Annotated in this window: 12 protein-coding genes; 4 read left to right on the top strand and 8 right to left on the bottom strand. The window is 64.0% G+C overall.

Annotated elements, in window-relative coordinates; genetic code table 11:
* Positions 1–5: 5 nt before the first annotated feature.
* Positions 6–992 carry an ABC transporter ATP-binding protein gene (locus ACSR1C_RS07590; protein WP_460258773.1) on the bottom strand — a complete coding sequence of 329 codons (987 nt, stop codon included), beginning with the start codon at positions 990–992 and terminating at the stop codon, positions 6–8.
* Positions 993–1,228: 236 nt separating this feature from the next.
* Between ACSR1C_RS07590 and ACSR1C_RS07585 the strand changes: the two genes are divergently transcribed.
* The 4 genes from ACSR1C_RS07585 (at position 1,229) to ACSR1C_RS07570 (ending at position 4,932) form a co-directional block, all read left to right on the top strand.
* A complete protein-coding gene (locus ACSR1C_RS07585; protein WP_460258774.1) occupies positions 1,229–1,942 on the top strand; it encodes a GntR family transcriptional regulator in 714 nt (237 codons plus the stop codon).
* Complete coding sequence (locus tag ACSR1C_RS07580) at positions 1,935–2,762, top strand: GNAT family N-acetyltransferase (RefSeq protein WP_462596920.1); 828 nt, start codon at positions 1,935–1,937, stop codon at positions 2,760–2,762. The genes ACSR1C_RS07585 and ACSR1C_RS07580 overlap by 8 nt, the downstream gene beginning before the upstream one ends.
* A 179-nt stretch (positions 2,763–2,941) precedes the next feature.
* Positions 2,942–4,021, top strand: a complete 1,080-nt coding sequence (locus ACSR1C_RS07575; protein ID WP_460258776.1) for a tetratricopeptide repeat protein — start codon at positions 2,942–2,944, stop codon at positions 4,019–4,021.
* Between the two features lie 80 nt (positions 4,022–4,101).
* Positions 4,102–4,932, top strand: a complete 831-nt coding sequence (locus ACSR1C_RS07570) for a sulfatase-like hydrolase/transferase (protein ID WP_460258777.1) — start codon at positions 4,102–4,104, stop codon at positions 4,930–4,932.
* A 3-nt stretch (positions 4,933–4,935) separates the two neighbouring features.
* Here the strand turns inward: ACSR1C_RS07570 and ACSR1C_RS07565 are convergent, their stop codons facing one another.
* The 7 genes from ACSR1C_RS07565 to ACSR1C_RS07535 form a co-directional block, all read right to left on the bottom strand.
* Complete coding sequence (locus ACSR1C_RS07565) at positions 4,936–5,964, bottom strand: hypothetical protein (protein WP_460258778.1); 1,029 nt, start codon at positions 5,962–5,964, stop codon at positions 4,936–4,938.
* Positions 5,965–5,978: 14 nt separating this feature from the next.
* The gene (locus ACSR1C_RS07560; protein ID WP_460258779.1) at positions 5,979–6,890 is read right to left on the bottom strand and encodes a sulfotransferase family protein; all 912 of its coding nucleotides are present in this window, start codon (positions 6,888–6,890) and stop codon (positions 5,979–5,981) included.
* A gap of 3 nt (positions 6,891–6,893) precedes the next feature.
* Positions 6,894–7,499 carry a hypothetical protein gene (locus tag ACSR1C_RS07555; RefSeq protein WP_460258780.1) on the bottom strand — a complete coding sequence of 202 codons (606 nt, stop codon included), beginning with the start codon at positions 7,497–7,499 and terminating at the stop codon, positions 6,894–6,896.
* A gap of 40 nt (positions 7,500–7,539) precedes the next feature.
* On the bottom strand, positions 7,540–8,487 hold the full coding sequence (locus tag ACSR1C_RS07550; protein ID WP_460258781.1) for a TauD/TfdA family dioxygenase: 948 nt from the start codon (positions 8,485–8,487) through the stop codon (positions 7,540–7,542).
* 109 nt (positions 8,488–8,596) lie between these two features.
* Positions 8,597–9,589, bottom strand: a complete 993-nt coding sequence (locus ACSR1C_RS07545) for a sulfotransferase family protein (RefSeq protein WP_460258782.1) — start codon at positions 9,587–9,589, stop codon at positions 8,597–8,599.
* Between the two features lie 10 nt (positions 9,590–9,599).
* A complete protein-coding gene (locus ACSR1C_RS07540; RefSeq protein WP_460258783.1) occupies positions 9,600–11,039 on the bottom strand; it encodes an SBBP repeat-containing protein in 1,440 nt (479 codons plus the stop codon).
* Positions 11,015–12,391 (bottom strand): hypothetical protein, encoded by a 1,377-nt coding sequence (locus tag ACSR1C_RS07535; RefSeq protein ID WP_460258784.1) that lies wholly within the window; start codon positions 12,389–12,391, stop codon positions 11,015–11,017. Before ACSR1C_RS07535 ends, ACSR1C_RS07540 begins: the two co-directional genes overlap by 25 nt.
* Between the last annotated feature and the right edge of the window lie 78 nt (positions 12,392–12,469).

Raw genomic sequence — 12,469 nt, 5'->3', positions numbered from 1 at the left:
CTCGATCAGGCGCTCAGACGATGAAGCTGCCCTGTGTCCCAACGCAGACCGATCCGGTCGCCCGGCTGTCTGGGGGTTTCGAAAAACGCGGCGTCGGGCATCAGGGCGACGATGTCCTGATCCCCCGGCATCCGGGCGGTCAGGCTGACATGGGTGCCCTGATATTCGATGCTCATCACATCCGCATCGACCGCGCCCGCGCCCGGCAGGGTGACCTGCACCGCATCGGCGCGGATCGCGAAGGCCCCCTCGGGCAGGGTGACCACATTGTGGCCCCCCATGAACCGCGCCACGAATTCGGTCTTCGGCGCGTTATAGACCTCGCGCGCGGGGCCGGCCTGTTCGATCACCGCGTTGTTCATCACCACGATCTCGTCGGCCAGTGCCAGCGCCTCGTCCTGGCCATGGGTGACATGCAGAAAGCTGATCCCAAGCTCGCGCTGCAGCTTTTTCAACTCGCTGCGCATCCGAATCCGCAGGAACGGATCCAGCGCCGACAGCGGTTCATCCAACAGCAGAACCTGCGGCCGGGTGATCAGCGCGCGGGCCAGCGCCACACGCTGCTGCTGACCGCCCGACAGTTGATCGGGCAGCCGGTCGCCATAGGCGGCCATATCCACCAGTTCCAGCATCTCGCCGGCGCGGGTGCGCCGCTCGGCGGCCCCGATCCCCTTCATCTTCAGGCTGAACGCCACATTGTCGGCAACGCTGAGATGCGAAAACAGCGCATAGTTCTGAAACATCATCGCGGTGCCGCGCTTGGCCGGCGGCAGATGGGAAATGTCACGCCCGCCCAGCACGATCGAGCCGTCGCTGACCGCCTCGTGCCCCGCGATCATCCGCAAGGTAGAGGATTTGCCGCACCCCGACGGCCCCAGCAGACAGGCATAGGTGCCCGGCCGGAAATGGTGGTTGATCCGATCAACCGCCACGGTCGTGCCGTAGCGCTTGGTCAGGAAAACGAGTTCAAGATCGACGGCGGACTGGCCCATGCGCACCCCATTTTGCTGCTGCAACATGGGCGCAGATGGCGCGCGTCTGGCAATCGCGGGGTCGGACCCGGGGCATCACGCACCCAGACCTGCCCGAAAAATCAGCACAACCTGCCCGCGCTGCACAAAATCGCGCACAAAGTTGTATACAATCATTCGGAAGATGGAATTCGAACCGAATCGAACTTGTCGCCGGATCGGCGCTCTGGCACCTGTTCGGAACGGAGAACACCAACGTGAACAAACCCGAGCGTGACAGTGCCAAGTCCCTTGCCCGTACTGCGGCAAGCACCACCGTGTCAGACGGGCTGTCGCTGGCGATCCATGAACACCGGCTGGCCCCCGGCACCAAGCTGGGCGAGGACGAGATCGGTGAGATTTACGGCGTCTCGCGCACCGTGGTCCGGGCCGCGCTTCAGGCGCTGGCACATGAACAACTGGTCCAGATCGAACGCCATCGCGGCGCCTTCGTCGCCAGGCCCGACCTGCGCGAAGCGCGCGAGGTGTTCGAGGCCCGCGCCCTGCTGGAACCCCGCACCGCCCGATCCGCCGCCGAACGCGCCAACCCCGATGACGTGGCCATGCTGGAACGCCATATCCGCGATGAGCACGCCGCGCTGGCGGCGGGCGACGCGGGCCGGGCGCTGCGCCTGTCGGGGCTGTTTCACATCGAAATCTCGCGCATTGCCGATCAGGACACGATCGCCCGCTTCATCGAGACGCTGATCGCGCGCTCTTCGCTGATCATCGCGCTGTACTGGCGGCGCGAAAGCGCGCTGTGCGAAAGCACCGCGCATCACGCCCTGCTGCGCGCGCTGCGGGAAAATGACGGCCCCCGCGCCGAAGACCTGATGCGCAGCCATCTTGTCGATCTGCACTCGGCGCTTGATCTGCGCGCGCGCAAGGCCGCCCCCCGGTCGCTGCGGGAGGCCCTGCTTGGCGATGATTGAGCCCATGACCCTGCGGGATCTGGAACTGGTCCTCGACTGGGCCGCCGCCGAAGGCTGGAACCCCGGGCTGGACGATGCGGCCGCGTTTCTGGCGGCCGACCCGGACGGTTTCCTATTGAAACGGGTGGACGGGCGGCCCGCCGCAGCAATCGCAGTCGTCAATCATGCGCCGGATTTCGCTTTTCTGGGCCTATACATCTGCCACCCCGATTTCCGCGGCCAGGGCCATGGCATGGATGTCTGGCGCGCCGGGCTGGCCCATGCGGGCGGGCGCACCGTGGGGCTGGACGGCGTGCCCGCGCAGCAGGAAAACTATGCGCGCTCGGGCTTTGCCGGCACCGGCCGCACGATCCGCTATCAGGGCCGACTGCCGGCCCGCACCGCGCCTGAAATCCGCCCCGCCGCCGCCCGCGACCTGCCCGCCCTTCTGGCCCTGGACGCGGCCTGGACCGGAGTCGCGCGCGCGGCCTTCCTGACCGCCTGGTTCACCCCCGCCGCCACCCGCAGGACCCTATTGATCGGGCCGCCAGGCGCACCGCTGGCCCATGGCACAATCCGGGCCTGCCGCGACGGCGCCAAGATCGGCCCGTTCGCGGCCCCGACCCGCGCCACGGCGCTGACATTACTGGAAGGACTTGCCGCCACCGGCCCCTATGACACGATCTTCATCGACATTCCGCAAGCTGCGGGCAAAATGGCACAACTGGTTGAAGGTATTGGGTTTATACCTGTCTTTGAGACGGCGCGCATGTATCTGGGGCCGCCGCCCCGCCCCGCGCCCGCGCCATTTTACGGCGTGGCCACACTGGAACTTGGCTGATCGCTTAGGCGAATGTGGTTTTTCTGCCTGCCCCGGCACCGCTTTCACCCGAAAGCCCTTGACCCGACGGTAAGAACGGGATGACATGTCGCCGTGAAAAGAAATTGCAGGGGCGCAACGGATGGTTGGCCGTCCGAAGCAATTGCCCCCATCCTCCAACCATATTAATGGAGATACTATTGGCAGCAATTACGAAAACGGATGACGCAACCTCTGGAACCAGAGCACGCCTCTCCAATATCCGAACCATTGAAAAGGAATCGGGCCCGGCCGCGGCTGAACGTGCGACAATCGAATTTCTGCGCGAAGAGCCGAAATCGCATCTGGCCTTTGTCACGCTCGCCCGGCTATTGGCCAAGCAACAGCGCTATGACGACGCGATCAGAGCCGCCGAAAAAGCCAAGGCGCTGGCCCCGCTGGAGGTCGAGCCGCTGCTCGCCCTGGGGTTCGTTCATCTGCGCAAACAGCAGCATTCCGAAGCTGCCGTTGCATTTTCCGAGGCGATCACCCTCGACCCCGGTTCGGCGCGGGCGCACCTGGGCGCCGCCGCCGTCAAGATGATGGACGAGAACTACGAAGAAGCACTGATGCTGTGCGAGAAGGTTCTCGACATCGATCCGTCGCTTGAGCGGGCGCATGAGCTGATCGCGCGCATCAATGTGCGTCAGGGCCGCAAGGATCTGGCGGTGGAAGAGTTGAAGACCCTAGTCGCCAACAACCCCGACAACAAGCGCGTGCTGAAAGCCTATGTCCGGCTGATGAAATCCGAAGGTCGGTCCGACGAAGCGCTGGCCTTCCTTGAAAGCGACGTGGAAAACGAACCCAACGACCGGCGCCGTGTCTATCGCCTATCGCGCTATGCGGTCAGCGCCGGACGCCCGGATGTGGCCGTCGAGCATTACAAGCGTCTGGCCGAAGGCGAATCCGCCAAGCCAACCGACAAGATCCGCTATATCGTCGCATTGACCGAAAACGGCGATCTGGACGCGGCGGGTGCCATGGTTGACGGGCTGGGGGATCGGCGCATTTTCGTGCCGGTGGCCGCCAAGCTGCGCGGCGACATCGCGCTGAAGGCGGGCGAGACGGACAAAGCGCTGGCCAACTACAAGCAGGCCTGCGCAAAGGCCAAGGTCAGCCCGCCCACCGCATCGGCCGAGGCCGAAGCGAAAACGCCCGAAGACAAGGCCAAGCTGTGGAAGGCGCATACGCGCAAAACCATCATCGAAGCCGTGCGCGAATATCGCGCGGATCGCACCTGACTTTGACCGCCGGCGGCGTTGCATTTGCACCCATGCGCCGCCGGCGCTGAATTTTCATTAAACGAACGGCTCTTCGCCTCATGTCAACCAATCTTGTCTACATCATCATGGATAGCTGCCGTTTCGACAGCTATCAGCGCGCCCGTACCCCCAACATGGATCGGATCGCCGAAGGCGTTCAGCGCTACAGCTACGCCTCCTGGACCGCGCCGTCGCACCACAGCATCTTCATGGGGCAGGTCGCACATGCCAGCCCGACCAAGATCCTGGCGTCGGAGGTCTACAAGCAGGAATATGCCAAGTGGGTTGACCGTCTGGACACACCGGACCTGTCGTTCAAGAATTTCGTACCGGAACTGAGCCTGGCCAAGGTGCTGCAAAAGCTGGGCTACTGGACCACCGGGCGGGTGTCGATGCCGGTGCTCAACCCGATGACCGGGCTGAACCGCTATTTCGACGATTACAAGCTGATGCCCGACCATAACGACTTCAAGGGCATCGTCGAGGATATCGAATTCACCACCAGCCAGCCCAGCTATTACTTCTGCAATCTGGGCGAGACCCACTATCCCTATATGCTCAAGGACGAAGCCCTGCCGCGGATTTCGGGCGTGCACGGTGTCGTCAAGGGCATGGACGAAGCGATCGCCCGCACCGGCGATGTGCCCGACGAAGAGCCTGAATTCTTTTCGTCCGAGGATATGGTGGCGCTGCACGAGCAGCAGGTGCGCTGCGTCGAATATGTCGACGGGGTGCTGGGCGCGCTGCTCGACAAGGCGCCGGTCAACACGCATTTCATCATCGCGTCGGACCATGGCGAATGCTTTGGCGAGGGCGACTATTTCGGCCACGGCCCGGTGATGCATGAAAAAGTGTTTGAGGTGCCGTTCCTCGAAGGTCGCAAGACCTAGGACTTACGCTCCCGGCGGGCACACCGCCACAATGGCCGGATCGCCGGTTTCGCGGCCCGGCCAAAGCCCGCACACCACGCCGTTCAGATCGGCGACAGCCGTGATGTGGAAATCTGGCCCGACCCGGTAAATCCGGGCCGTGCCGCCGTCGCGTTGCAGCGCGGTCAGGAGCCCGTCGCCATCCGGCACCATCCGGGTGAAGCTGCCCACATCGCGCGCGGCGGGGTTACCGGCCCCCGCAAGCGGTGTTTTCAGGCCCGACTCGCTTGTCCGGGTCTCGCCACAGATCATGTGATAGGTTCCATCGGCACGCAGCAGCAGCAGCTCGCCCGCGATCGGCATGTTCAGCAGCCGCCGGCGCACATCCCGGCCCGGCCCCGCCGCCAGCGCGACAAACCCGCCCCAGGGCATCAGATCAAGGATCGCCGCGTTCAGCCCATGCCGCGTCGCGCCATTGCCGATCAGCTGCGCCCAGTCGCCGCCCGGCCCTTGCCGCCAAAGCTGAAACCCGACCCGGCGATTGTCGGCCACGGCCACCAGGCCCCCCTGATCGTCCTGCGCCAGACCGCTCAGGGTTGCCGGTTCGGCCAATACCGGCGCGTCAAAGCCCGGCCCCACCTTCAGCGCATCGCCACCGACCGTCAGCGGGACGATCCGCAGCGCCGCCCCGGCATCCGCCTCAAAGAGGCCATACGCCGTGCCCGCCGCGAAGAACAGCCGCACCGGCAGCGCGCCGTCGATCCGCAGCACATCGCAAACCGGCCCCCCGTCTTGCAGGGAAATCCGCAGCAGGGCCTGACCGGGGATCAGGCACAGCAGCCCCCCGGCGCCATCCGCGACCATATCCGGCGCGGGCGCGTCCGTTGCCCCTTCGTCCTGCCACAGGATGCTCGGCGTGGCGTCGGCCTGCGCGAACAGGCGTATCTGGCCATTCGCGACGACAACGCCGACGGGAATATCTGCCGGGCGCAGCAGCCCCATGCAGGCCACCGCCCCGAATTGCGGGTCAAGCGATATGGCGATGACAGTCAAAGGCCCCTGCCCCATCACTGATACCCAAGGGAATTGGCAAGTTGCAAAAGGTAATCCTGCCGCTTGGCGTCCAGATTCCGGCCCGCCCCGGTTTCGATATAATCCTGCATACTGCCCAGGCGCGGCTTGCCGGGGCGGAATTTCGGGCTGGAAATGAATTTCGGGTCGTTGCCGAAGGCGGCGTTCGGCGGCCCGAGCGACGCATAGGGCGAATCCTCGGGGCGCAGCATGGCCGCGATCGCCTCTTCGTCGGTGCGCACACCCAGCCATTCGGCCACCTGCGACATCACCGAATGCGCATCGCTCAGCACATCCTCGCCCCGGATCCGCAGATACTGCCCCGGCGCCAGCGACGAACAGAAATCCAGAATGTTGCGCTGGGTCACCGGCCAGGCGGTCATCGCGTTATCCAGCCGGGCCTGCTTTTCGTCATCCGACAGGCGCGGGTTGTTGAGGATGAATTCATCCATCGACTTTTTCAGATTCACCGGATGCCGCGTCACATGCACATAAAGTGCGTCCGGCCAGGCGCGGCGCACCCGTTCCAGCGCCAGCGGCAGAAACGAAAGCGTGGGCGTCTTTTCCAGGCAATAGGGTGTGCCGGCCACCTCTTCCGCGCGGTCCATGATGAAATTCATCACATCGCGCGATTTCCAGTCGGCCCGATCTTCCAGCCAGTTACAGGCCGTCATCACGTTTTCGGCGGTCTGGCCGCCATACATCAATTCCGCCATGGCGCGCAGCAATCCGGGCGGGCCCAGGAATTTCTCGCGCTTGCGTTCCCATTTCATGGTCTCGCCCAGTGTTTCGCGCACCATGACATGAAGCTCGGGAAAACCGTAAATCTCGGGGTGCTGCCCGATCATCGTGGACACGAGCGAGGAGAACGACCTCGGCGGGGACAGCATCATCAGGAGCCGGGCCATCGTCTATCCCTTCTCCTTGCCGGCACTGTCCTTGGGGGGCGCGGCCTTCTTGGCGTCGTCGAAGGCGGTCAACCGCTGTTCGAGCCGCTTGAGCTGATTGCCAATACCGGCATTCACCGCCTCGACCACCGCCTTGCGCGCCTCAAGCTCGCGCTTGAGCATCAGCAGTTCTTCGAGCCCGCTGTTGTCGATGATCTCGTGGCTTTCCTCGCGCAGGATGTCCCGCAACGAACGCCACACCGCCGCCGCCCCGCGGTTGCCGGATTCGGCGGGCTTTTCCATCAGATGCGGTGCGGCCAGAAGGTCGGCCCGCAGCTTGGCGTTCACCCGGTGGATGTCGCCCTGCTTTGCTTCGGCCTCGTGCAACCGGAAATCGACATAGTCAGCCGAGAACGGGTCGCGCGAGATATATTCCTCCTCGGTCTGCGGCAGGGCGGGGTCGGGAATATCCTCGCCCAGCAGCGCATCGCGGTCCGACGCGAACGAGGTCACGGCGGTCTCGGTCAGATCGGGCATCTGCATCGTGCGGAATGCCGATGCATCCGACGACGACTCGTCATCACTGCTGCCCGTGTCGGGCATTTTACGTGGGGATTTCTTGTCCGTCATTCCGGGATAGTGCCTGCTTTGCGTCCGACCAAGAGGGTTATCAGTGCTTTACCTCGGCCGTTTCCGGCAGACTTTCAAGGCTCAAGCGCATGATAATGTCCCTGTTCGAGTCTTCATAGGCACGGCGGCCGTGCATGACCCGGGTATTGTCGACAATCGCCAGTGTGCCCGGCTTCCAGGGCACATTGACCGTCAACGTTTCGGCGATTTCATTGATCTTGTAGAGCATTTCCTTCGGCAGCTCGGTCCCGTCCTCGAACCGCAGCTGGCTGTCCTTGATCCCGGCCAGATATTCGCGCGCGGCCCAGGTCAGAATGCTGTTGATGAAGGACCGGCCCGCCTTGTGATCGACGAACGCATCCGCCACATGCACGGTCTCGATCGAGCCGTCGGGGTGGCGGGTCAAGGTCACGCCGGTTTCTTCGCACAGCTTGGCGACACGCTCGATATCGTCGGTCTTGTAGACCTTGGTCCAGGCATCGTCGGTATAGATCCGGCGATAGACCAGACGCTTGTCGAGGAACAGGTTCCTGGCGTCCTCGGGCAGCGCGTCCCACAGGGCCACACCGTCGCAGATCGTCGTTTCGCCATTTTCCGCCGCCGGGCGCATACAGCAAAAGAACAGGGTCTGCGGCCGGGGTTCGGTATAGAACATCTCGCCATGCAGCGGGATCGCCTGCTTTTCGGTATTGCCGCCGGTCACGGTCAGCACCGTGCTGCTTTTTCCCAGCGCCGAGCCGCGGTCGTTATCGGCACCGCCGACATATTCCATGAAACTGTCGAGAAAACGTTCGGTAACGGCCACGAACCCCTCGCGGGTGATATCGGCGCCCTCGATCAGCACGGCACCGTAGGTGTGATAGGCATCCAGCACCGCCTGCACATCGATCTCGGCGGGATCAGACACGGCGGATGCGTCGATAATCGCGCCGGCCTTCAGCGGGGTGACCGGCATTTCGGCAATGGTTTCGGCGGCTTGGGTGGTCATGGGAGGTCTCCTCCTTGGCGGGGTCGGGTATATCCCGGAAATGAAGAAAAAAAACCGCAACTCTGCAGTCGTCAAAAACGCATCTCCAATGCGGTCACGCTAAGTCACCCTAAGAGGCAACGCAATATCCAAGTTCCTGGGCTAGGTCCAAAACCTCGGCCTGAAAAACGTCATTATCCCCGCGCCAGGGCAACGGCGCCAACGGGTTGATCGGATCGCCCGGAACCGCCTTGCCGACAAGCGCGCCAACCGTGGCACCGATCATGTCGAAATCCACCCCCATGGGCGCCTCGAACGGGCCGGCCTGCACATAATCGGGCGCCTCGCAGGACAGCATCGCCTGGATCATCGCGTCATCGCAGGCCACGTCCAGCGCCCCAAGAAGCCCCGCCAGCGTGGCCTTGGGATCGGCGACCAGATCTTCGGCATTCAGACGGATGCAGCGCTCGGGCGGCAATTCGGCGAACAGATCCACCGCCGCCTTTTGGGTGCGATACCAGGAAAACTGCGGGTCGAAGACCGGCGGCGTCACCGACCAGTCGACCAGATGATCGCCGATCTCGAACGCATCCATGCAGGGGTGGTTCAGCCCGCGTTCCGCCCAGTAGCCCAGATTGGCGTTGATCGTCTGCCAGACCGCGGGGCTGATCGCCTTGGCCTGCGCGACCGGGTTGCGCACCAGATGGATCAGTTTGGCCGTCGGCAGCGCGTCGGCCACGCGGCGCATGACCTCGATATTCTGGGCATAGAGCGGGCTGTAATCCACCAGCCGCCTGGGTGCGACCAGCGCCATCATCTCGGCGTATATCTCGCGCGAGCTGCGGGCCGCGCGCACGCCAAGCCAGCGGCGGGCGGTCTGGACCGACTGCACCGTCTGCTCGCCCGTCAGGCACTGGCCCAGAAACCGCAACAACCCGTGATAGTTGCTGTCGCGCGGCACATGGCAATAAAGATGCTGCTGCCACGCCTGCTCGAACGCGAGCACGTTCAGGTGCGGCGCGCCGTAAAGCTGCGGATGCCCGCCCAGAAGCGTGGCAAGCAGGCTGCCCTGCGCGCCACGCGAGGCCAGAATGATGACCGGAGCCGGTTCGATTACGGTCAAGCCTTCGTCCTCATGATCCGTTGAGCCGCAGAAAGATAACGGCCGAGTCCTTTTTCGACGGGGTCGTGATCGTCTTGCCCGCGATGTTCAGCTTCTGGCGGAAGCGGATCGCCTGGGCCAGATAATTGCCGTTGCGCGAAACCGACAGAACGTCGCCGAACGCCCCCCCGCCCGGCCCGTCGGGCGACGGCGTATAGATGAACCGCAACCCGCCATTGCGGTCGAACGCCGCGACATAGCTGGTCGGGCGGCCGGTGGGCGGTTCGACAACTGTCACCTTGTCCTTGTTGCGCCGGATCGTGACCGGGCCGTCCAGCATCGCGGACACCAGAACCCCGCGCGCATCGGTCGTAAGCTCGCCCCCGACGCTGGTGCCCGGCCCGCTCATGGTGACCAGCCACAGCAGCTTGCCCTCAGGTGACAGCCTGGCCAAGTAATCGTCGCCCTTGCGGCCCAGCTGCGGGATCGTGCGGTCGATCATCACCGCCTTGCCGCTGACCACGCCCGAGGCATAGACGCTGCCATCGGACCCGACGCCGATTCCGCGCACGTTATCGGTGCCCGCGCTGCCGACCGGCACCACCCAGGCGATTTCACCATCCGGCGTCAGCCGCGCCGCGGCGCCATCCCATTCGCCCTTGCTTTCCAGCTTGTGCGACCCGAAGCGCAGCGTGCCGTGATACTGAAACCCGACATAGACATCGCCGGTGGGGCCCATGCTCATGGCACGAATGCGTTCTGTGCCCGGCCCGTCGACATGGCGCACCCACAGCACCTTACCGTCCGCCGCCATCCGGATCACGAAAGCGTCGCGCTTGCCGCCACCGTATTTATAGGTCTTGCCGTCGACCGTGAAATCCCCCTCGGTGATGCCGCTGACCGCGATGTCGCCGCCCGGCAGGACCGAAATCTCGTTGCCGCCGTCGCCGCCCCGCCCGCCAAAGGACTTGGCCCAGACAGTCTTGCCCGACGGGGAAATCTTGGTCACGAACTGGTCGGTCTTGCCCGCGCTTTTCAGCGTGACGCCGCCGAAATCGACCTGCTGGGAATACCAGCCGCTGGCATAGATATTGCCCGACGCGTCGGTCGTCAGATCGAAGGTGTTGTCATCCCCCGGCCCGCCGATCTGGCGCACCCAGCGAAACTTGCCCTCGGGCGAGATGCTGGCCATGAAAATATCGCCCGCGCCGCGGCTGCGCATCTGCGTGCCGCCCAGCGTCAGCTTGTTGCGGAACACGCCCGAAATGATCGTGTTGCCCGATGGATCGACCGAAATGCCGTCGATCTCGTCCGGCTGGGCGTCTACCTCGCCAACCGGCATGGCCCAGGCCACGACGGGCCGGCCGCCAGATGAAAATGTTTTCATTTCCGATGCCGACGACGCGCCGCCCAGCGCTATCGTCGCGACCAGAACGGAAAGTCTTGCTACGATCCGGGAGAACCCAGCCATATCTCAGTACCTCCTCGAGGGTTATGACGATATTCCCAGCTGTCCCGCCCAGTGCGGAAAGCCGATCTCGGGCCGAATTGATTGGATGACCCGACATATACACCATGAGGCGTGGAAAGAATATTCCGCACACCGTGATTGTAAGGATTTTCGAAGCCACAGCGCGTGACCGGCACCCAGTTTTCGCCGTCCCGGGTACGCCACAGGTCATAGCCGCCATAGCATTCTACAAATTCATCAACATCCATGCCCCGCAACAACCGGGCCGCCGGGGAATCGAGCGCATCAAAATTGCGATACAGCAGGAAAACCAGCCAGTCCTGCGTTCCGGCATAAAGCCACCCGTCATGGGTATTCATTTTCCAGATACTGCCGCAAAACACGTTGTTCCAGCCCGGCAGCATCCCGCTGAGCGGTTCGCGGTCACGCCGCCGTTCGCCCATGATGATGTCATTGGTGCCGTCGGGGTTGACCCGGATCAGCTCTGGCCCGGCGGGGCCGATCTTGTTTTCCCGGTCGATCCCGCCCTTCTGGATGCCCGAGCCCACGAAGATGCAGCCATTGAGCGAGGCCAGGCTGACCACGCCCTGATTCAGCCGCCCGCGACCTGCGCCATCGACCAGGATCTGTTCCCACGCATAGGGCGGGTTGCCCTCGGCCTTGGTGCGCCACAGCTGATAGCCGCAGGCCAGATTGGCGGTGCCGGCATAAAGATAGTCTTCGGTCGCGATCAGTTCGAACACGCCGATATTGGTCTTGTCGCCGAAGCCGCGCACATTCGACTGCACCCACTGGCCCGAGGCCGGATCGCGGCTTTCATAGACGCTGGCGATGCCCGAGGCGTTCTGCCGCCCCGCGGTCGAGCCGGTGGGCGAGGTGAACAGCCGCCCCTTGAACGGCACCAGCGAGCGGGTGCTTGTCGCATCGAGCCCGCCCAGACCCGGCGGGCCCACCGGCGCAAACGTAGCGCCGTCCACGCTTCGCAGAATCTGCATCCCGTCCCCGCGCGAGCGCGACCAGGTCGAAACATACAGCGCCGGTTCGGGATCGGATTCGCCCTGAAACACCGCCATCGCCCGATAGCCCAGATCGCGGCTCATCCAGGTGCCGTCGCGACCATAGACCATCGGCGCCTGATGCATCCGCCGCCACACACCGGTGGCCGGGTTCAGGCGCCAGATCTCGGCGCGGGCCTGGCGGGTTTCGAATTCGGTGGTGAACACGCGGTGGGTAACTTCGACCGGCCAGACATCAAGCTGCACGTCTTTCATGCCGCCGCGGTCACCGCCGCCCAGCAGCGCCATCGTGGCGCGCGAGGTCCCTGCGAACACATGGCCTTTGTAATAGGCCATCGAATGCGCATAGGCGTTGTCGCCGTCGCCAAAACCGTTTTCGGAAACTTTTCGGAAATGCTCACGCGACAAGCCCCG

Source organism: Actibacterium sp. D185-2 (genome assembly GCF_054954595.1).
Note: the sequence above shows the minus strand (reverse complement) of the source record. Positions and strands in the feature narration are given on the sequence as shown.